Annotated in this window: 19 protein-coding genes; 18 read left to right on the forward strand and 1 reads right to left on the reverse strand. The window is 72.4% G+C overall.

The window, feature by feature from the left end; genetic code table 11:
* Positions 1 to 2: 2 nt before the first annotated feature.
* From rsmH to VFH10_RS13235, 18 genes are all read left to right on the forward strand, one after another.
* Positions 3 to 968 carry a 16S rRNA (cytosine(1402)-N(4))-methyltransferase RsmH gene (gene rsmH, locus VFH10_RS13150; RefSeq protein WP_325129241.1) on the forward strand — a complete coding sequence of 322 codons (966 nt, stop codon included), beginning with the start codon at positions 3 to 5 and terminating at the stop codon, positions 966 to 968.
* Positions 965 to 1,579: a hypothetical protein gene (locus VFH10_RS13155; RefSeq protein WP_325129243.1), complete on the forward strand. Its 615-nt coding sequence runs from the start codon at positions 965 to 967 to the stop codon at positions 1,577 to 1,579. The genes rsmH and VFH10_RS13155 overlap by 4 nt, the downstream gene beginning before the upstream one ends.
* Entirely contained in the window at positions 1,576 to 3,351 is a 1,776-nt protein-coding gene (locus VFH10_RS13160) for a penicillin-binding protein 2 (RefSeq protein ID WP_325129245.1), read from the forward strand. The genes VFH10_RS13155 and VFH10_RS13160 overlap by 4 nt, the downstream gene beginning before the upstream one ends.
* A 25-nt stretch (positions 3,352 to 3,376) precedes the next feature.
* A complete protein-coding gene (locus VFH10_RS13165) occupies positions 3,377 to 4,921 on the forward strand; it encodes a UDP-N-acetylmuramoyl-L-alanyl-D-glutamate--2,6-diaminopimelate ligase (protein WP_325129247.1) in 1,545 nt (514 codons plus the stop codon).
* A complete protein-coding gene (locus VFH10_RS13170) occupies positions 4,918 to 6,327 on the forward strand; it encodes a UDP-N-acetylmuramoyl-tripeptide--D-alanyl-D-alanine ligase (protein ID WP_325129249.1) in 1,410 nt (469 codons plus the stop codon). Before VFH10_RS13165 ends, VFH10_RS13170 begins: the two co-directional genes overlap by 4 nt.
* Positions 6,324 to 7,388, forward strand: a complete 1,065-nt coding sequence (mraY, locus tag VFH10_RS13175; RefSeq protein WP_325129251.1) for a phospho-N-acetylmuramoyl-pentapeptide-transferase — start codon at positions 6,324 to 6,326, stop codon at positions 7,386 to 7,388. Before VFH10_RS13170 ends, mraY begins: the two co-directional genes overlap by 4 nt.
* A complete protein-coding gene (murD, locus tag VFH10_RS13180) occupies positions 7,381 to 8,832 on the forward strand; it encodes a UDP-N-acetylmuramoyl-L-alanine--D-glutamate ligase (protein WP_325129252.1) in 1,452 nt (483 codons plus the stop codon). Before mraY ends, murD begins: the two co-directional genes overlap by 8 nt.
* A gap of 50 nt (positions 8,833 to 8,882) precedes the next feature.
* Positions 8,883 to 10,169 (forward strand): putative lipid II flippase FtsW, encoded by a 1,287-nt coding sequence (ftsW, locus tag VFH10_RS13185; RefSeq protein ID WP_325129254.1) that lies wholly within the window; start codon positions 8,883 to 8,885, stop codon positions 10,167 to 10,169.
* Positions 10,170 to 10,218: 49 nt separating this feature from the next.
* Positions 10,219 to 11,307 carry an undecaprenyldiphospho-muramoylpentapeptide beta-N-acetylglucosaminyltransferase gene (gene murG, locus VFH10_RS13190; protein WP_325129256.1) on the forward strand — a complete coding sequence of 363 codons (1,089 nt, stop codon included), beginning with the start codon at positions 10,219 to 10,221 and terminating at the stop codon, positions 11,305 to 11,307.
* Entirely contained in the window at positions 11,304 to 12,761 is a 1,458-nt protein-coding gene (gene murC, locus VFH10_RS13195; protein WP_325129258.1) for a UDP-N-acetylmuramate--L-alanine ligase, read from the forward strand. Before murG ends, murC begins: the two co-directional genes overlap by 4 nt.
* Positions 12,742 to 13,491: a cell division protein FtsQ/DivIB gene (locus tag VFH10_RS13200; protein ID WP_325129261.1), complete on the forward strand. Its 750-nt coding sequence runs from the start codon at positions 12,742 to 12,744 to the stop codon at positions 13,489 to 13,491. Before murC ends, VFH10_RS13200 begins: the two co-directional genes overlap by 20 nt.
* Positions 13,492 to 13,700: 209 nt before the next feature.
* A complete protein-coding gene (ftsZ, locus tag VFH10_RS13205; protein ID WP_325129264.1) occupies positions 13,701 to 14,957 on the forward strand; it encodes a cell division protein FtsZ in 1,257 nt (418 codons plus the stop codon).
* Positions 14,958 to 14,973: 16 nt separating this feature from the next.
* Positions 14,974 to 15,705: a polyphenol oxidase family protein gene (locus tag VFH10_RS13210; RefSeq protein ID WP_325129266.1), complete on the forward strand. Its 732-nt coding sequence runs from the start codon at positions 14,974 to 14,976 to the stop codon at positions 15,703 to 15,705.
* A complete protein-coding gene (locus VFH10_RS13215) occupies positions 15,702 to 16,439 on the forward strand; it encodes a YggS family pyridoxal phosphate-dependent enzyme (RefSeq protein ID WP_325129268.1) in 738 nt (245 codons plus the stop codon). The genes VFH10_RS13210 and VFH10_RS13215 overlap by 4 nt, the downstream gene beginning before the upstream one ends.
* A 65-nt stretch (positions 16,440 to 16,504) precedes the next feature.
* Positions 16,505 to 16,990, forward strand: a complete 486-nt coding sequence (locus tag VFH10_RS13220) for a cell division protein SepF (protein ID WP_325129270.1) — start codon at positions 16,505 to 16,507, stop codon at positions 16,988 to 16,990.
* A gap of 107 nt (positions 16,991 to 17,097) precedes the next feature.
* Entirely contained in the window at positions 17,098 to 17,394 is a 297-nt protein-coding gene (locus VFH10_RS13225) for a YggT family protein (protein ID WP_325129272.1), read from the forward strand.
* A 222-nt stretch (positions 17,395 to 17,616) separates the two neighbouring features.
* Positions 17,617 to 18,375, forward strand: a complete 759-nt coding sequence (locus VFH10_RS13230; protein ID WP_325129274.1) for a DivIVA domain-containing protein — start codon at positions 17,617 to 17,619, stop codon at positions 18,373 to 18,375.
* Between the two features lie 136 nt (positions 18,376 to 18,511).
* A complete protein-coding gene (locus VFH10_RS13235; protein WP_325129276.1) occupies positions 18,512 to 19,453 on the forward strand; it encodes a DUF1214 domain-containing protein in 942 nt (313 codons plus the stop codon).
* Here VFH10_RS13235 and VFH10_RS13240 read toward each other — a convergent pair whose 3' ends face one another.
* Positions 19,454 to 20,830, reverse strand: coding sequence for a DUF222 domain-containing protein (locus VFH10_RS13240; protein ID WP_325129277.1), 1,377 nt, complete (start codon positions 20,828 to 20,830; stop codon positions 19,454 to 19,456).
* Positions 20,831 to 20,934 lie beyond the last annotated feature (104 nt).

A 20,934-nucleotide genomic window follows, 5' to 3' on the forward strand; every position in this document is an offset into this window, starting at 1 on the left:
CCATGGCCGCCGCCGCCCACGTCCCGGTGCTCCTCGACCGGGTCGTCGCCCTCGTCGCGCCCGCGCTCGCGCGGCCGGGTGCCGTGCTCGTCGACGCCACCCTGGGCCTCGGCGGGCACAGCGAAGCCGTGCTGGAGCGGTTCCCCGAGGCCCGGGTCGTCGGCATCGACCGCGACACGCACGCCCTGGACCGCAGCCGCGAGCGGCTCGCGCCGTACGCCGAGCGGCTGACCCTCGTGCACGCGGTCTACGACGAGGTCGCCGAGGTGCTCGCGGACCTCGGCCTGGCGCACGTCGAGGGCGTGCTGTTCGACCTCGGCGTCTCCTCGATGCAGCTCGACGTCCGGGAGCGTGGCTTCGCCTACGCCGAGGACGCACCGCTCGACATGCGGATGGACGACACGACGGGCCCCACGGCGGCCGACGTGCTCAACGAGTACCCGGTCGAGGAGCTGGCGCGCATCCTCCGGCAGTACGGCGAGGAGAAGTTCGCGCGCCGGATCGCCGAGGCGGTGGTCCGGGAGCGGGCCCGCGAGCCGTTCACCCGCTCGGCGCGCCTGGTCGAGCTGCTCTACGAGGCGATCCCCGCGCCGGCTCGCCGCACCGGCGGCCACCCCGCGAAGCGCACCTTCCAGGCGCTGCGCATCGAGGTCAACGACGAGCTGTCGGTGCTGCGCCGGGCGCTGCCGGCGGCGATCGAGGCGGTCGGGGTCGGTGGCCGGGTGGTGGTCATGTCCTACCACTCGCTGGAGGACCGGCTGACCAAGCAGGCGTTCGTCGAGGTGACCAGGAGCGACGTACCTCCCGACATGCCGTTCGTGCCCGAGGGGAGCGAACCCGCCTACCGGCTGGTGACGCGCGGGGCGGAGAAGGCGTCCGACGAGGAGATCGAGCAGAACCCGCGAGCCGCGTCGGTGCGGCTGCGGGCCGTGGAACGGGTCTCCATGACCAGAGGGGGAGCGGCATGAGCCAGCCGGCCAGCCAGCAGATGTCGAACGAGTTCTCACCGCGCAGCCGGGTGCCGCGGATCGCCGAGGCCGCCGTCGAGCGGGCCCGGCTCACCGTCGTACCCCGTCGCGCCGGCCGGGCGCCGCGGGTGCCGTTCGTGGCGCTGGTTTCGCTGCTGCTCGTGGGTGGTGTCGTCGGACTGCTGCTGTTCAACACGTCCATGCAGCAGGCGTCGTTCCAGGCGACCGCGCTCGAGCAGCAGGCGCAGCTCCTCGCCGCGGAGGAGCAGTCGCTGCAGATGGAGCTCGAGACCCTCCGCGACCCGCAGCGGGTGGCGGCCGAGGCCCGGAGCATCGGCATGGTGCCGCCCGCCAACCCCGCGTTCATCCGGCTCTCCGACGGACAGGTGCTCGGCAACCCGACCCCCGCCGTGCCCCAGGACGGGATCCGCGTGGCACCGCTGCCCGCCCCGAAGCCCAAGGTGCTGCGCCCCGACGTGGTGATCGTCCCGGCCGAGACCGGCAGCGACGACGACGGCGCGGCGAGCCGGGACCGGGGCGACCGAGCAGGTACAAAGAGCCAGCGGGACCGGGAGGGACGGGCCGCAGGCCAGCAGGGGAGCAATCGTTGACCGCAGGCAGACGCCGCCCGCGCCGGTCCTCGCGACGGGGCGCGACCATCCTCCGGCTGCGCGTGGGCCTGATCCTGATCGCGATGATCGTGTCGGTGTTCGCCGCGCGGCTGTTCCAGCTGCAGGGCATCGACGCCCAGGTGTACGTCGCCAAGGCCGAGGCCGAGGGCGGCGTGGTCAGCATCGACCTGCCCGCCACCCGCGGCGCGATCACCGACCGCAACGGCGTGCCGCTCGCCGAGTCCGTCGACGGGCTGATGCTGGTCGCCGACCCCACGCTGACCAAGCAGCACGCCAGCGAGATCGCGACGATCGTCGGCCGGCGGCTCCAGGTCGACTACTTCGAGCTGCTCACCCGGCTGCGCAAGCCCGACACCCGCTTCCAGTACCTCGCCCGCCGGGTCCCCTCGACCGTGGCCCGGGAGGTGCTCGCCGAGATCGAGGCTCGCGGCTTCTCCGGCGTGACCACCCAGCGCGACCCCGTGCGCGACTACCCCGCCAAGGACGTCGCCGCCAACCTGGTCGGCTTCACGAACGCCGAGGGCCACGCCGCCGAGGGCACGGAGCTGATGTTCGACGAGGTGCTCGCCGGCGTCGACGGCTCGACCACCTACGAGCAGGGCGACGGCAACCGGCTGCCGCTGGGCGACAACGAGGTGATCGCCCCGAAGTCCGGCGAGGACATCGCGCTCACCATCGACCGCGACGTGCAGTGGTACACCCAGCGCGTGCTCCGCACCGCGGTGCAGGGGGCGGGCGGCGACTCCGGGTCGGCGGTGGTCATGGACACCCGCAGCGGCGAGCTGCTCAGCGTCGCCGACTACCCGACGTACGACGCCAACCAGCCGACCCTGTCGCCGGAGTCCGACCTCGGCGCCCGGGCGCTGCGCGACGCCTACGAGCCAGGCTCCGTCAACAAGGTGCTCACCGTGGCGGCTCTGCTCGACGCGGGCAAGGTCACCCCCGACACCCGGATCACGGTGCCGCCCTCGCTGCCGCGACCCGGTGAGGCGCCCCTGCGCGACTACTTCACGCACGGCAGGCTGCGGCTGACGATGACCGGCGTGATCGCCAAGTCGTCCAACATCGGCACCGTGCTCGCCGCCCGCGAGATGAGGCAGCGCCCCTACTACCGCTACTTGCGGGCGTTCGGCCTCGGCCGGCGGACCGGGCTCGGCGTCGACGGCGAGTCCGCCGGTGTGCTGCCGCCGTGGCGGTCCTGGGGCACCCTGACCAAGGACACCATCTCCTTCGGCCAAGGTGTCGCGGTCAGTGCGGTGCAGATGACCGCGGCCGTCAATGCCATCGCCAACGGGGGCGTCTACGTGCAGCCGAGCCTGGTCAAGGGCCGCGCCACCACGTCCGCCGGCGTCGAGGTCGGGTCCGACACCGCGACCCGGCACCGGGTGGTCAGCGAGGACGCGGCGCGGCAGACGGCGGCGATGATGGAGGCGGTCACGGACCTGGAGGAGGGCACCGCGCCGGGGGCCGCGATCCCCGGCTACCGGGTGGCCGGCAAGACCGGCACCGCGCAGCGTGTCGGCGCGAAGTGCGGCTGCTACGACGGCACGTTCACCGTGTCGTTCGCGGGCTTCGCGCCCGCCGACGACCCGCGGTTCGTGGTGTACGTGGTGGTGCAGAACCCCCGCAACGGAGGTGGCGGCGGCTCGGTCGGGGGACCGGCGTTCCGCAAGATCATGACGCACCTGCTGCAGAAGTACGCCGTGCCGCCGACCGGCTCGGTCGCGCCCCGCCCCGTCGTCGAGTGGTGACCGCCACGGGGCTAGCCTCTCGGCTGTGGCCGGACCCGCAGGCGTGATCCCGACGCGACCCCGCAGTCCCCGGGAGACGTCTCTCCGGACGGTCGCCGAGTGGCTGAAGGACGCACTCCTCGAGATCCGCGGCAGCGACCCGGAGATGACCGTCACCGGCATCACGATCAGCTCCGAGCGGGTGCTGTCCGGAGACCTGTACGTGGCCCCGGCGGGCGCCCGCAGCCACGGCGCGAGCTACGCCGTCCAGGCCGTCTCGTCCGGCGCCCGGGCCGTGCTGACCGACCCGGCCGGCGCCGACATCTGCGACGGGCTGGACGTGCCGGTGCTCGTCGTGGAGCGGCCGCGGGCCGTCGTGGGAGAGCTCGCCGCCCGGGTCTACGGCCGGCCCGCCGCCCGGCTGAAGCTGGTGGCCGTCACCGGCACCCAGGGAAAGACCACGACCACGCGCCTGGCGGAGGCCGCCCTCACCGAGGCCGGGCTGCGCGCGGCGGTGGTCGGCACGGTCGGCACCCGCGTCAACGGCACCGACGTGGCCAGCTCCCTGACCACGCCCGAGGCGCCCGACCTGCACGCGCTGTTCGGGGTGATGGTGGAGGAACAGGTCGCGGCCTGCGCGATGGAGGTGTCCAGCCACGCCCTCGTGATGGGCCGCGTCGACGGCGTCGTCTTCGACGTGGCGTGCTTCACCAACCTCGGCCGCGACCACCTCGACTTCCACGCCGACGAGGAGGAGTACTTCGACGCCAAGGCCGACCTGTTCACCCCGGAGCGGGCGCGGCTGGGCCTGGTCAACATCGACGACGAGCACGGCCGCCGGTTGCGCGACGAGGCAACGATCCCGGTCCGCACGTTCTCCACCGAGGGCGCGGACGCGGACTGGTGGGCCGACGACGTCCGCGTCGAGCCCGCCGGGTCGACGTTCACCGTGCACACCCCGACGGGCGACTCAGTCCCGGCACGGGTGCCGCTGACCGGTGACTACAACGTGTCCAACGCCCTCTGCGCGATCGCCGCGCTGGGCGAGGCCGGCATCGACCCGCGGCTGGTCGCCGAGGGGATGGCGGCGTCCACCGGGGTCCCGGGCCGGCTCGAGCGCGTCGACGCGGGCCAGGGTTTCCTCGCCGTCGTCGACTACGCGCACAAGCCCGACGCCGTCGCCGCCGCGCTCACCGCGCTCCGCCCGCAGGCGCGGCGTCTCCTGGTCGTGCTCGGCGCCGGCGGCGACCGCGACCCCGGCAAGCGACCCCTGATGGGTGAGATCGCGGCTCGGCTGGCGGACGTCCTGGTGGTGACCGACGACAACCCGCGGTCGGAGGACCCGGCGACGATCCGGGCCGCGATGCTGGCGGGTGCCGACCAGGTCCCAGACGGCGAGCGCGCCGAGCTCCACGAGCAGGGCGACCGGCGGGCCGCGATCCGGCTGGCCGTCTCGCTGGCCGCGGACGGGGACGTCCTGGTGGTCGCCGGCAAGGGCCACGAGACCGGGCAGGAGGTGCACGGCACCGTGCACCCGTTCGACGACCGTGAGGTGCTGCTCGAGGAGCTGCGCCGAGGAGTGCGCCGATGATCCCGATGACGCTGCCCGAGATCGCCGAGGTGGTGGGCGGCACCGTCCACGACGACGCCGGTGGCACCGTCGGCGGACCGGCCTTCATCGACAGCCGGGTCGCCGAGCAGGACGGGCTCTTCGTCGCGCTCGCCGGGGAGCGGGTGGACGGCCACGAGTACGCCGCCACGGCGGTCGGGGCCGGCGCCGCGGCGGTGCTCGCGTCGCGACCGGTCGGCGTCCCGGCCGTCGTCGTCGACGACGTCATGGCCGCGCTGGCCGCCCTGGCCCGGCACGTGGTCGCGGCCCTGCCCGACCTCACCGTGATCGGCCTGACCGGGTCACAGGGCAAGACCAGCACCAAGGACCTGCTGGCGCAGGTGCTCTCGCGGGCCGGCCGCACGGTCGCCACCTTCGGTTCCTTCAACAACGAGCTGGGCATGCCGCTCACCGCGCTGCGGGCCGACGCCTCGACGCGCTACCTCGTCCTGGAGATGGGCGCGCGGGGCATCGGGCACATCCGCGAGCTGTGCGAGGTCGCGCCGCCGCACGTGGGGCTGGTGCTCAACGTCGGCAAGGCGCACGTGGGGGAGTTCGGCTCCCAGGAGGCGATCGCCCAGGCGAAGGGCGAGCTCGTCGAGGCGGTCGTCCCGGGCGGTACGTCGGTGCTCAACGCCGACGACCCCCTGGTGTCGGCGATGGCCTCGCGGACCCGGGAGGCCGTGCTCACGTTCGGCGAGGCCGCCACGTCCGACGTACGGATCGAGGGGCTGGCCACCGACGAGATGACCCGTGCGTCGTTCGACCTGGTCACCGCCGACGACCGCGCCCGGGTGTCCCTGCGCGGCCTCGGGGAGCACCAGGCCGGCAACGCCGCCGCCGCCGCTGCCGTCGCCTTGGCCGTCGGCCTGCGCCTGCGCGACGTCGCGCGCTGGCTCTCCGAGGCCGACAACGTCTCGCGCTGGCGCATGGAGGTCCACGAGCGGGCCGACGGCGTCACCGTGCTCAACGACGCCTACAACGCGAACCCCGACTCGATGCGGGCGGCGCTGAAGTCGCTGGCCGAGATCGGCCGCGGCCGGCCCGGCGCGCGCACGGTCGCGGTTCTCGGAGAGATGCGCGAGCTGGGCGCGTCGGCGACCGAGGAGCACGACACGGTTGGCAGACTGGCCGTGCGCCTGGACATCCAACAGCTCGTGGTGGTGGGTGAACCGGCGCGACCGATCCACCTGGGCGCGTGTCTCGAGGGTTCCTGGGGCGGGGAGTCCGTCTACGTCGACGACAACGACGCGGCCCTCGCCTGGTTGCGCGAGCACCTGTCCGCGGGCGACGTGGTGCTGCTCAAGGCGTCCCGCGCCGCCGCGCTCGAACAGGTGGCCGAGGCACTGCTCACCGAGACACCGGAGATGGGAGAGGCGGGCCGATGAGGGCAATCCTGCTCGCCGGCGGCCTTTCGCTGCTCTTCACGCTGCTCGGCACCCGGGTGGCGATCCGCGTGCTGGTGGCCAAGGGCTACGGCCAGCTCATCCGCGACGACGGTCCGACCACGCACCACACCAAGCGCGGGACGCCGACGATGGGCGGCCTGGTCATCATCCTCTCGGTGGTGCTCGCCTACGCGCTGGCCAAGCTGATCACCCAGGACATGCCGTCGTGGTCCGGCGTGCTCCTGCTCGGCCTGCTCGTCGGGCTCGGCACCGTCGGCTTCCTCGACGACTACATCAAGATCGCCAAGCAGCGCAGCCTGGGCCTGCGCAGCAAGGCGAAGATGGCCGGCCAGACCATCATCGCGGTCGCCTTCGGGTGGCTGGCCCTGACCATGCCCGACGCCCGCGGTGAGACCCCGGCGTCCAAGGCCATCTCGTTCACCCGGGACATGGAGCGGTGGACGTTGCCGACAGTGCTCGTCGTCCTCCTGATCCTGGTGATGATCTCCGGCGCCAGCAACGCGGTGAACCTGACCGACGGTCTGGACGGCCTGGCGACCGGCGCGTCGACGATGGTCTTCGGCGCCTACACGCTGGTGAACATCTGGCAGAACAACCAGTCCTGCGTGATCAGCCCCGGCCCGAAGTGCTACGAGGTACGCGACCCGCTCGACCTCGCCGTCATCGCGGCCGCCCTCACCGGCGCCTGCTTCGGGTTCCTGTGGTGGAACGCCTCGCCGGCGAAGATCTTCATGGGCGACACCGGATCCCTGGCGCTCGGCGGCGCGCTCGCCGGGCTGGCGATCCTGACCCGCACCGAGTTCCTGCTCGCGATCCTCGGCGGCCTGTTCGTGATCCAGGCGCTGTCGGTGATGATGCAGGTCGGCTACTTCAAGCTCAGCGGTGGCAAGCGGATCTTCCGGATGGCGCCCCTGCACCACCACTTCGAGCTCAAGGGCTGGGACGAGATCACCGTGGTCATCCGGTTCTGGATCATCAACGGGCTCTCGGTCGCGGCCGGCCTCGGAATCTTCTACGCCGAGTGGGTCTCCGGTGCCTGACCTGGGCCGGCTCGACCGCTCCACCCCGTGGTCCGGCGTCCGCGCCGTCGTCGTCGGCATCGGCGTCTCCGGCTTCGCCGCCGCCGACAACCTGCTCCACGTCGGCGCGTCGGTGACCGTCGTGGCCGAGTCCGCCACCCCCGAGCAGCAGGAGAAGGCCGAGCTGCTCGAGGTCCTCGGCGCGACGGTCCGCATCGGCGCCGGCGCCTCCGCCGCGCTGCCCGACGACGTCGACGTGCTCGTCACGTCACCCGGCGTCCCTCCCACCGCGCCCGCGCTGGTGGCGGCGTACGCCCGCGGCCTGCCGGTCTGGGGCGAGGTCGAGCTCGCCTGGCGGCTGCGCGACCCGGAGCACCCCGGTCGTTGGCTGTGCGTGACCGGGACCAACGGCAAGACCACCACCGTGCAGATGCTCGACGGCATCCTGAGGACCGCCGGCCTGCGGTCGGTCGCCTGCGGCAACGTCGGGCTGCCGATCGTCGAGGCGGTGATGGACCCCGAGCCGTACGCCGTCTACGCCGTGGAGCTGTCCAGCTTCCAGCTGCACTACACGCACACGATGGCGGCCGAGTCGGCCGCCGTGCTCAACGTCGCCCAGGACCACCTGGACTGGTACACCGGCCCCCAGGGGATGGCCGACTACGCCGCGGACAAGGGCCGCATCTACGAACGGGTCCGCACCGCGTGCGTCTACAACGTCGCCGACCCGGTGACCGAGCAGCTCGTCCGCGACGCCGACGTGGTGGAGGGCGCACGCGCCATCGGCTTCACCCTCGGTACGCCGGGTGTCGGCATGGTCGGACTCGTGGACGACGTCCTGGCCGACCGGGCGTTCGTCGAGGAACGGGCCGGCACCGCCGCCGAGCTGTGCACGGTGGCCGACCTCGCCTCCGACGCGCCGCACTTCGTGGCCAACGCCCTGGCGGCGTCGGCGTTGGCCCGGTCGGTCGGTGTCCCTGCGACGGCCGTCCGCGACGGGCTGCGAGCGTTCAAGCCCGACGGTCACCGGATCGCGGAGGTCGCGATCGTCGACGGTGTGCGCTGGGTCGACGACTCAAAGGCCACCAACCCGCACGCGGCGAAGTCGTCCCTGCAGGCCTACGACCCGGTCGTCTGGGTCGCCGGCGGCTTGGCCAAGGGGGCCTCGTTCGACGACCTGGTCACTGGCGTGCGCGAGCGGCTGCGCGGGGTCGTGCTGCTCGGCCGCGACCGCGACCTGATCGCGGACGCCCTCGCGCGACACGCGCCGGATGTCCGGGTGATCGCGGTCGAGGGCGGCGACACTTCTGTCATGGACCGCGTCGTCGGTGCCGCGGCCGGCCTGGCCCAACCGGGAGACACCGTGCTGCTGGCCCCGGGATGCGCGTCCATGGACATGTTCGCGAACTACGGTGCTCGCGGGGATGCCTTCGCCGAGTCGGTGCTCCGCCTCCGCGACCGGTAGCCCTGACCAGGGTGGTCGAGCCCGTCGAGACCTTCGACCGAGGAGCAGCGTTGACCACGACGGCAGGGGACCCGCGCAGCGGCCTTCGCCCCGGCCCCCGTCCGTCCTCCCGCGACCCCGAGCCGTCGGGCTGGCTCGCGTCCGTGCGGCACGCGCTCGACCGGCCGTTGACGTCGTACTACCTGCTGCTCGGCGCGTCCACGCTGCTGCTGACCATCGGTCTGATGATGGTGCTCAGCGCCTCGAGCGTGCGGTCGTTCAAGATCTACGACGACAGCTATCACATCTTCCTGCGCCAGCTGACCTGGGTGCTCCTGGCGCTGCCGATCGCCTTCGTGGTGTCCAGGCTGCCGCACCGGCTGATCCGCGGCCTCGCCTGGCCCGGCATCCTCGCGGCCATCGTGCTGCTCGCCCTCACCCGGGTGCCGGGCATGGGCGTGGAGGTCAACGGCAACACCAATTGGCTCGACCTCGGCCCGGTCCAGATCCAGCCGTCGGAGCTGGCCAAGCTCGCGGTGGTCCTCTGGTGCGCCGACCTCTACGCGCGCAAGGAGCGGCTGCTCGGCGACTGGAGACACGCGCTGATCCCGATGGCGCCGGTCACCGGGGTCGTCGTCGCCCTGGTCGTGGCGCAGAAGGACCTCGGCACCGCGCTGGTGCTGCTCGCGATCGTGCTCGGCATGCTCTGGGTGGTCGGCGCGCCGGGTCGCCTGTTCGTGCTGGGCATCAGCGTGGTCGGGGTGCTCGTGCTCTGGCTGGCCACCACCAGCCAGGAGCGGCTCGAGCGACTGACCAACTTCGCCGACCCGTTCAAGGACTACGAGGGGGCCGGCTGGCAGCCCGCTCACGGCCTGTTCGCGATGTCCAGCGGCGGCATCTTCGGCAAGGGGATCTCGGCCAGCCAGCAGAAGTGGGGCAGCCTGCCCGAGGCGCACACCGACTTCATCTTCGCGGTGCTCGGCGAGGAGCTCGGCCTGGTCGGCACGCTCCTGGTGCTGGCGTTGTTCCTGACCATCGCCTACGCCGGCATCCGGGTCGCGGTGCGCACCCGGGACCCGTTCGTGCGCTACATGGCGGCCGGCATCACGATCTGGCTCACCGTGCAGATGATGATCAACGTCGGCATGGTGCTCGCGCTGCTTCCGGTGATCGGGATCCCGCTCCCGTTGGTGTCCTACGGCGGCTCGGCGCTGCTGCCGTCGCTGGTCGCGCTCGGCCTGCTCGTCTCCTTCGCCCGCTCGGAGCCCGGCGCCCGGGCGGCGCTGCGCGCCAAGCGCCGTCGTCGTACGCCGGCCGGGGTGACCGCCGGGGGAGGGCCGGCACGCCGAGGGCGATGATGGAGCCGATCGACCACCCGTTCCAGCCAGACAAGCAGGGCAAGGATTCATGAAGGTACTTCTCGCCGGCGGGGGCACCGCGGGGCACACGTCTCCGCTGCTGGCCACCGCCGACGCGCTGCGCCGTCTCGATCCGGACCTGGAGGTGACCGCGCTGGGCACGCCTCGCGGCCTCGAGACCCGGGTGGTGCCGGAGGCCGGGTACCCGCTGGAGCTGATCCCTCCGGTGCCGCTGCCGCGCCGGCCCAACGCCGACCTGGTCCGGGTGCCGGCGCGGCTGCGCGGCGCCGTCAAGGGCGCCCTCGAGGTGGTCGACCGGGTCCGGCCGGACGTGGTCGTGGGCTTCGGTGGCTACGTCTCCGTGCCGGCGTACTTCGCGGCCCGCCGCCGCAGGCTGCCCCTGGTCGTGCACGAGGGAAACGCGCTGCCCGGCATCGCGAACAAGCTCGGCGCCCGGTTCACCACCCACGTCGCCACCAGCTTCCCGGACACGCCGCTCAGGCACGCCCGCTACGTCGGGCTGCCGATCCGCCGGATGATCTCGACGCTCGACCGGGCCGGGTCGCGGGCCGAGGCACGCCGGACGTTCGGGCTCGACGCCGACCGTCCCACGCTGCTGGTGACCGGCGGCTCGCAGGGGGCGCGCCGGATCAACGAGGCCGTCTCGGCCTCCGCACCCGCCCTCGCCGCGGCCGGCGTGCAGGTGCTGCATGTGATCGGCCCGGCCAACGAGGTGACGCCGGCGGGTGGCGAGCCGGGTGCCGACGGTCTGCCGCCGTACGTCGTGCTGCCGTACGTCGACCGGATGGACCTCGCCTACGCCGCCGCCGACCTGGTGGTGTGCCGCGCCGGAGCCAACACGGTCACCGAGGTGGCCGCGACCGGCCTGCCGGCGATCTTCGTGCCGCTGCCGATCGGCAACGGCGAGCAGGCGCTCAACGCCCGCCCCGTGGTGGACGCGGGCGGTGGGCTGCTCGTCCAGGACGCCGCGCTCACGCCGGAGTGGGTCGCCGCCACCGTGCCCGGTCTGGCCACCGACCACGACCGGCTGAAAGAGATGTCCTCGGCCGCCGCGGACCTGATCCCCCGCGACGCCGACGAGCGGCTCGCCCAAATGATCGTCGAGGCGGCCCGGTGAGGGTTCCCGTCCCCGAGGTGCTGCTGCCCGCCGACCAGCTCGGCCGGGTGCACTTCGTCGGCATCGGCGGCGCCGGCCTCTCCGGTATCGCCCGGATCATGCTCGCGCGGGGGATCACGGTCAGCGGCAGCGACGCCAAGGAGTCGCGCACGCTCGAGGCGCTGCGGGCGCTCGGCGCACGCTGCCACGTCGGCCACGCCGCCGACCAGGTGCGCGACGCCGAGACGCTCGTCGTCTCCACCGCGGTGCGCGAGGACAACCCCGAGGTGGTGGAGGCGCACGAGCGGGGCTTGAGGATCCTGCCGCGCTCGGCGGCGCTGGAGTCGGTGATGCAGGGCCGGCGCGTGATCGCGGTCGCCGGCACGCACGGCAAGACCACCACAACGTCCCTGCTGACCGTGGCACTCCAGCACTGCGGCGCCGACCCGTCGTTCGCGATCGGTGGCGAGCTCAACGAGTCCGGCTCCAACGCCCACGACGGCAGTGGCGACGTGTTCGTCGCGGAGGCCGACGAGAGCGACGGGGCGTTCCTGGTGTACTCCCCGCACGGCGCCATCGTGACCAACGTCGAGGCCGACCACCTCGACAACTGGGGGACCGAGGAGGCCTACCACGAGGCGTTCACGCAGTTCCTCGACCGGATCGACGACGACGGCTTCCTGGTCGCCTGTGCCGACGATGCCGGTGCGGCCGACCTCGTCGACCAGGCCCGGGCGAAGGGGATGAGCGTGGTCGCGGTGGGGGAGGCGGCGGGGGCCGACCTGCGCGCCGAGGGTCTGACGTTCGTGGGGTCGACGTCCACGTTCACGGTCATCGACCGCGGCCGGCGGCTCGGCGAGATCGCCCTGCAGATCCCGGGTCGGCACTACGTCCTCGACGCCCTCGCCGCCCTCGCCGCCGGCCTCCGGCTGGGCTTCTCGTTCGCCGACCTGAAGCGCGGCCTCGAGGCGTTCACCGGCACCCGGCGCCGGATGGAGCTCAAGGGCCAGGTCGGCGGCGTGCGCGTCTACGACAGCTACGCCCACCACCCCAACGAGATCACCGGCGACCTGCAGGCGGCCCGCGCGCTCGCCGGGGACGGTCGGGTCGTCGTCGCGTTCCAGCCGCACCTGGTCTCGCGCACCCGGCTCTTCGGCGCCGGCATGGGCCGCGCGCTCGGCGCCGCCGACGAGGTCGTCGTCATGGACGTGTACGTCGCCCGCGAGGACCCCGAGCCCGGTGTCGACGGCAAGCTCGTGGCCGCGCACGTCCCGTTGCCCGACGACCGGGTCGTCTTCGTGCCGTCCTGGTCGGCCACCCCGGCGGCACTGGTCGAGCGGGCGCGTCCGGGTGACCTCGTGCTGACGCTCGGCGCCGGCGACGTGACCCTCGTGGGACCCGAGGTGCTGGAGCTGCTCGCAGAGCGCGAGACCGCAGACGTCGAAGGGGGACCAGGTGCCGACGAAGACCGTTGACCCCGACGAGCGCACGATCCAGGTGGCGCGCAAGCGGTTCGCGCGCCGGCAGTGGGCCCGTCGCTGGCTCGCCTGGCGCGTCGTACTCGCCGTGCTCGCCCTCGCCGGCCTGGTGGCCGGTGTGGTCTGGACGGTGTTCTTCTCCTCGGTCCTCGCCGTGTCGGGGGTCCAGATCGCCGGCGCGGGCGTGCTCGACCCGCGCGAGGTGCGCCGGGTCGCCGCCGTCCCCACGGGCTCGCCGCTGGCCACTGTCGACCTCGGTGCGGTGGCGGCCCGGGTCGAGCGGCTGACGCCGGTGCTCGACGCCGACGTCTCCCGGTCCTGGCCCGACCGGGTCCGCATCGACCTCACCGAGCGCACCGCCGTGGCCGTCGTCATCCGTGACGGGGTGGTGCAGGGGGTCGACGACGAGGGCGTGATCTTCCGCAGGTACCCGTCCCGCCCGCCGAGCCTCCCGCTGATCCGGATGGGGGCCAACACCCAGACCGACGCGCTCGCCGAGGCGGCGCTGGTCATCGATGCCTTGCCCGACGGGCTCGCGGGCCGGGTGGCCTACCTCAGCGCCTACACCGTGGACACGATCTCCCTGCGGCTGCGCAACGGCAAGGTGGTGCGCTGGGGGAGCGCGGAGGACACCGCCGACAAGGCGAAGGTGCTCGCCGTCCTGCTCGACCAGCCCGCCTCGCTGTACGACGTCAGCGTGCCCGGCCAGCCCGTGATCCGGCGCTGACGCAGCAAACCCCAGAAACTTCCGCGACGCGCGGCGTGTTTGCCCGATGCCCGTGCTCGGGTCACCTAGTTTCTTCAACAAGCACGAGGTTGACATAACTATAACCCTCTACTTCAGGGTTAGGGTTCTTGAAGGCCTCGGGCGACTTCCCCACCGACATACACCGTCTGCCCGACGTCGGGCAGCCCGAGCAGTGAGAGGCACCTGCCGTGGCAGCACCGCAGAACTACCTGGCCGTGATCAAGGTCGTAGGTATCGGTGGAGGTGGAGTCAACGCCGTCAACCGGATGATCGAGGTCGGCCTCAAGGGCGTCGAGTTCATCGCGATCAACACCGACGCCCAGGCCCTCCTCATGAGCGACGCCGACGTCAAGCTCGACATCGGCCGCGAGCTCACCCGCGGACTCGGCGCCGGGGCCAACCCGGAGGTCGGCGGCAAGGCCGCCGAGGACCACGCCGAGGAGATCGAGGAGGTCATCAAGGGCGCCGACATGGTGTTCGTGACCGCCGGAGAGGGTGGCGGCACCGGCACCGGTGGCGCGCCCGTCGTGGCTCGGATCGCGCGGTCGCTCGGGGCGCTGACCATCGGCGTCGTGACCCGCCCGTTCTCCTTCGAGGGTCGCCGCCGCGCGAACTCCGCCGAGGAGGGCATCTCCCAGCTCCGCGAGGAGGTCGACACCCTCATCGTGATCCCCAACGACCGGCTGCTGTCCATCAGCGACCGCAGCGTGTCGGTGCTCGACGCCTTCAAGCAGGCCGACCAGGTGCTGCTGCAGGGTGTCTCCGGCATCACCGACCTGATCACGACCCCGGGCCTGATCAACCTCGACTTCGCCGACGTCAAGTCGGTGATGGCCAACGCCGGCTCGGCGCTGATGGGGATCGGCTCGGCGCGGGGCGAGGACCGTGCGGTCGCGGCGGCCGAGATGGCGGTCTCCAGCCCGCTTCTCGAGGCCTCCATCGACGGCGCCCACGGCGTGCTGCTGTCGATCGCCGGCGGCTCCGACCTCGGCCTGTTCGAGATCAACGAGGCGGCCGCCCTGGTGTCCCAGTCCGCGCACGCCGAGGCCAACATCATCTTCGGTGCGGTCATCGACGACGCCCTCGGCGACGAGGTGCGGGTGACCGTGATCGCGGCCGGCTTCGACGGCGGCATGCCGAAGCGCCGGGACTCCGGCACCGTGCTGCGCCGGGACCCGCTGCCGCAGCAGGGCCAGGCCGACACCCGGGCGGCGGCGACGCAGGCCGGAGCAGCGAGGGCGACGACACCGGCGCAGGTCACCTTTCACCCGTCCGAGCCCGCCGGCGGAGAGGGCAGCCGGCCGCAGCCGACCCGGCAGGCCCCGGCCGCCGCGCAGCAGCCCGAGCGCACGGCGCAGCCCGCCCAGCCGGCCCAGCCGCAGCGGCAGCCGCGTCCGGTGCAGTTCGACGACGACGAGCTCGACGTACCCGACTTCCTGAAGTAGGGAGTCGACCTCGGCCTTGCTCGCCTACCAGGACACGCGCGGACGCGTCGACGTCGCGTTCACGGACCGCCACGGAGGAGTCAGTGGCGGTCCGTACGCGTCGCTCGACCTGGGCGACCGGTCCGGGGACCTGCGCGCCAACCTGGCGATCCTGGCCGAGGCGTTCACCGGCACACCCAACACCCCGGTGGCGCTGATGCGCCAGGTGCACGGAGCCTCCGTGGCCGTCGTCGAGGAGCAGTCCGCCTCGCCGGCGCCGGAGGCCGACGCCCTGGTCACCGCCGTTCCCGGCATCGTGCTCGCGGCACGGGCCGCGGACTGCGTGCCCGTGCTGCTCGCCGACCCCGACCGTGGCGTGGCGGGCGCGGTGCACGCCGGGCGACCGGGACTGGTGGCCGGCGTGGTGCCCGCGGCGCTGGCGGCCATGTGGGAGCTCGGGGCGCGACGCCTGGTCGCGTGGGTCGGGCCGCACGTGTGTGGTGCCTGCTACGAGGTGCCCGAGGAGATGCGTGCTGAGGTCGCCGCCTCCGTGCCGGAGTCCTACGCCGAGACGTCGTGGGGCACGCCGTCCGTCGACCTCGGTGCCGGCGTCCTGGCGCAGCTGCGAGGCGCGGGCGGCCGGTCGGACGCCCCGGTCGAGGTGGTCGACGTGGGCCGGTGCACCAGGGAGGACGACGACCTCTTCTCCTACCGCCGGCAGGGCCCCGAGTCGGGCCGCCTCGCCGGGGTCGTGAGGGTGCGGCCGTGACCGGCCCGACGAACGTCCCCGGCTACACCGACGCGCGGCGCGACGAGGTCGCCGCCCGGCTCGCCGACGTACGCTCCCGGATCGCCGACGCGTGTGCCGAGGTGGGTCGCTCCTCCGACGAGGTCACGCTCACGGTGATCACCAAGTTCTTCCCGGCGTCCGACGTACACCTGCTCGCCGACCTGGGAGTCCGGGACGTGGGGGAGAACCGGCACCAGGAGGCCGAGGCCAAGGCGCGCGAGTGCGCCGACCTGCGGCTGCGCTGGCACTTCGTGGGCACCCTGCAGAGCAACAAGGCGAAGGCCGTGGCCGGCTACGCCGACGTGGTCGAGTCGGTCGACCGCGCCAAGCTGCTGCCCGGGCTGTCCCGGGGCGCGCACGAGCGCGACACCATCGTGGACTGCCTGGTGCAGGTCAACCTCGACCCTGACGCGGGCGCCGGGACCGCTCGCGGCGGCGCGGCACCGGCCGAGGTGGTGCCGCTCGCGGAGCGGGTCGCCGAGGCCGAAGGCCTGCGGCTGCGCGGTGTGATGGCGGTCGCACCGCTGGGTGAGGACCCCCGCCCGGCCTTCGAACGACTCGCCCGGCTGGCCGATGAGGTCCGCCGGGTGGACGCTGCCGCGATCTGGGTCTCGGCAGGCATGAGCGGCGACCTCGAGGACGCCGTCAAGACAGGTGCGACACACGTTCGGATTGGCTCCGCGGTCCTCGGACCGAGGCCTCCCGAACGGTAGGGTCAGAGCACGCCAGCAGCACCAGGTCGACGGGGCCGAGGTGCCGTACCGGAAGGCAAAGAGTCATGGGCAGCGCGATGCGCAAGATGGGTGTCTACCTCGGCCTGCTCGAGGACACCGAGCGCTACGACGACGAGTACTACGACGAGTACGACGAGCAGCCCGCCCGTCGTGAGGCCCGCGCCGACCGCGTCGAGCCCGCCCGTCCCGCACCGGTGGCCGACCTGTCCGAGCGTCGCCGTCCGCAGGGTCCGGCCTCCGTGGTGGCCGAGCTGTCCCGGATCACGACCCTTCACCCGCGCACCTACAACGAGGCGCGCACCATCGGCGAGAACTTCCGCGAGGGCGTGCCGGTGATCATGAACCTCTCCGAGATGGACGACTCCGACGCCAAGCGTCTCGTCGACTTCTCGGCCGGCCTGGTGTTCGCCGTGCGCGGAAGCATCGAGCGCGTCACCAACAAGGTGTTCCTGCTCTCGCCGCCCAACGTGTCGGTGGCCGCCGAGGACAAGCAGCGCATCGCCGAGGGTGGCTTTTTCAACCAGTCGTGAGGTTTTCAAGCGGCGCAGGGCCACCCCGGCCCTTCGGTGCGGACTCGATGGACTTTCGACGAGGCCGAGTCGGCGGGGCACTGGATCTGCCTGGATAGGATCTCCACGTGTTTCTGCTCGGATCGATCATCGACACGATCCTGTTCATCTTCCTGGCGCTGATGCTGATCCGCCTGGTCGTGGACTGGGTCCAGATCTTCGCGCGCTCCTGGACTCCGAAGGGGCCGGTGCTCTTCGTCCTGGAGATCGTGTACTCGATCACCGATCCGCCGATCATGTTCGTGCGCCGGTTCGTGCCGCCGCTGCGCATCGGCAGCATCGCCCTCGACACCAGCTTCCTGATCGTGCTGGTGGTCGTGTACCTCTTGCAGATCCTCAACCGGATGGTCTTCCTCAGCGCCTGACCGGCCCTCGCGCCGTCCGTCACCCGGGCCCTGACCAGCGCGGACGCGCCTCGCCACGACGTGGCCTGTGTGTGACGAACCAGTCCGGCCCCGGGTAGGCTTCCCGGGACTGCCCGGTCGTCGCCCCGCCACACCCCGCTCCGCCTTCTCGGAGTACGGTGGGCGAGACGCGGCCGTGCCGCTACCGACGCAGAACTGACGACAACGAGTAAGGGTGAGGTCATGCCGCTGACGCCTGAGGACGTGAGCAACAAGCGCTTTACTCCGGTCCGCCTCCGTGAGGGTTACGACATGGGCGAGGTCGACCAGTTCCTCGACGAGGTCGAGGCCGAGCTGGCTCGGCTGACGCGCGAGAACGACGACCTCCGCAGCAAGCTCTCCGCGGCCCAGCAGGGCGGCGCCTCCACCCCGGCACCCGCCCCGGTGCAGGAGAAGGCCCCGGTCAAGGAGCCCGAGCCGGAGCCCGTCAAGGCGGCCCCCGCTCCCACCCCGGCCGCGGCCCCGGTGGAGACCATCAAGGTCGCCACCGTCGCCGACGCCTCCAGCGCCGCCGCCCGCCTGCTCGAGATCGCGACCCGCAACGCCGACGAGCTCGTCGGCGAGGCGAAGAACGAGGCCGACAAGATCATCGGCGAGGCCCGCACCAAGGCCGAGCGGCTCGAGGCCGAGAGCAAGGTCAAGGCCGACCGGCTGGAGGCCGATGCCCGCACCCGCGCGCAGATGCTCGACTCCGAGACCGCCGAGCGCCGCCAGCAGCTCTTCGGCGACCTGGAGAAGGAGAAGGACAAGCTCAACGGCGAGGTCGAGACGCTCCGTTCCTTCGAGCGCGAGTACCGCAGCCGGCTGAAGTCCTACTTCACCCAGCAGCTCGAGGCGCTCGACAACAGTGGCGAGGGCGGCGGTTCGCTCACCACGAGCGACCATGCTCCGAAGCGGCTCAAGTCGCTGCTCGGCGACGACGCCGACAGCAACAACGGCTGACCCACCCCAGCTACGACGAGGCCGGGCCCCCTTCACGGGGAGCCCGGCCTCGTCGCGTCCGGACCCGTGGTGTGCGAGTCCCGTTCACCTGGCCGGGATGATCTCAGCCGCGCCGCCGGAGCACCAGTGTGAGGACATGCCGCAGCTCAAGGTCAACGCCGACAACTTCGCCCGCGCCGAGAGTCACCGGATGTTCGCCGACCTGCAGAGCAATGCGGGCGGCGTGAACCGGTTCGCGCACAACCGGACGCCCGCCTCCGTCGACGAGCAGCCGGTGATCCGGATGAACCGGGACACGCTCTACAGCTTCGCGGTGGTCGACATCTCCGCCGGCGCCACGCTCACCGTGCCCGACGCCGGGCAGCGCTACCTGTCGGTGATGGTGGTCAACGAGCACCACTACATCAACCGGGTCTTCCACGACCCTGGTCGCCACCAGCTCAGGGTGGAAGAGCTCGGCAGCCCGTACGTTCTCATCGCCGCCCGCACCCTCGTCGACCCCCGGGACCCGAACGACCTGGCGGCCGTGGCGGCGGTCCAGGACCGGCTCGAGATCGACGCCGTGGCCGCAAGACAGTTCGAGTTGCCCGACTACGACCCCGGGAGCTTCGACCGCACCAGGAGTGCGCTGCTGGCGCTGGCCGCGGACATGACCTCGTTCGAGCGCAGCTTCGGTCGTGCCCAGGACGTCGACCCGGTGCACCACCTCATCGGCGCGGCGGCAGGCTGGGGTGGCCTCCCCGACGCCGAGGCCACCTATGTGGGCGTGTCACCTGGCCTCCCGGTCGGCGAGTACGAGCTCACCGTCGGCGACGTCCCGGTCGACGGGTTCTGGTCGATCTCGGTCTACAACGCCGATGGGTTCTTCGAGCCCAACGAGAGCGGCGCGTACAGCGTCAACAGCATCACCGCCACCCACAACACCGACGGCAGCGTCACGGTCCGGTTCGGCGGGGACGGCGATCCGACGCGGAACTCGCTCCCGATCACCGAGGGCTGGAACTACCTGGTCCGCCTCTACCGCCCGCGTCCCGAGATCCTCGACGGTCGGTGGACATTCCCCGGGCTCGCGCAGTAGTCAGCGTCGGTACGCGCCGACCAGGTCCGCGAAGGCACGTTCGTACGCCGACTCGGTGGTCGAGCCCGTTCCTTCGGTGGTCGAGCTCTTCGAGACCCGGGTGCCGGTGTGGTCGACGGTGAACTGGTGGCCCGTGGGTGTCCGCCAGTGGTGGATCCCGGGCTCGGGTTGTCGGTGTCGCCAGCCCTTGCCGTGGGTCTTGACCCGGTGTTCGTAGCGGGTGAGCTTGCCGAGGTTCCCGATCCTCGTCTGATCGGGCGGCCCGGTGTCGGCCCAGGGGATGGTGTGGTCGAGGTCCATCCGTCGTCCGGTGGCCGATGAGTACGGGAACGCCGACGCCGGGGAGCGTAGGTGGAGCCGTTCGCGGAGCCGGTCCGGGACCTCGTAGCCGTCCACCGGCCGGTCCTGGTCGAGGTCGATCACCGGCCGGATGGTCACCCGGGAGTGCCGGAGGAACTCCGAGGCCTGGCCGATCGTGATCGGCCCGACGCCCTCCATCCGCGCCACCCCGGCCCCGTTCTGCATCGACTCCCGGGAGACGTGCACGTAGAGGATGGCCGGCGGCAGCGGCACTTCACTACCGGTGGTCGAGCCCGTCGAGACCTGGTCACCGCCCATCGAGCTGGCCGACCGCAGCAGGGCGAGTGCCTGGGTCGGGTGCGCGAGGATGCCGAGGGCCTTGGAGCGGCGGGCGCCGACCGGGTCGGTGTCGCCGTGTTGGAGGAGGATCTCGGCGATCCGGTCCACCATCGCGACCAGGTAGATCACCTCACCCGCGGTGGCCTTCGCCACCAGGGTCTTCAGGCCGTGCTCGTTGGACTGGCCGGTGACCACGAACCGCTCCAGCTCCGCGGCCACCCGGCGTTGCTCGGCGGCGTCGGGGTCGGCGGCGATGATCCGCGCCTCCAGCAGGTCGACGAACCGGCCCCACGGCAGCGTGGCCAGGTACGGCGTCGTGGCCGCGTCCACCTGCCGGGCCTGAGCCAGTGACAGGCCGGTGGCCCGGGTCCGGGAGGCGACGTGCCGGGCCTGCCAGACCCGGACTTGGCCGGCCATCAACGCGGCCCACAGCTGGGGGAGCCGGTGCCGGACATCGAGGGCGTCGGCCATCAACGTGGCCGCGGCGACGTGCGAGCGGCCGAGCAGCACCCCGAGCTCGGCGGCCGCGAACTCACCCGCGAACGGCGTCCCGTCCCCGCCGTACCGCTTGCATCGTTCGGTGCCCGGCAGCACCGTGCCCGACGACAAGGGGTGTAGGTCCGCCCACTGCGCGGCCAACACCAGCTCGCGGCACTCCGCCTCGACGAGGGTGGCGTGGTTGGACACCAAAGCAGCAGCGATGCGCTGTCGCTCGAGGTCGTCTGCCACCGGTTCCATACCGATCAACCTAGAGGTGACCGCCGACAGAATCTGCGAGCCGGAATCCCCTGTGCACAACGGGAATGGGTTCGACGGGCCCGACCCTCTGGGGGTCGACCGAC

The organism is Nocardioides sp., from assembly GCF_035697785.1.
Taxonomy (GTDB): domain Bacteria; phylum Actinomycetota; class Actinomycetes; order Propionibacteriales; family Nocardioidaceae; genus Nocardioides_B.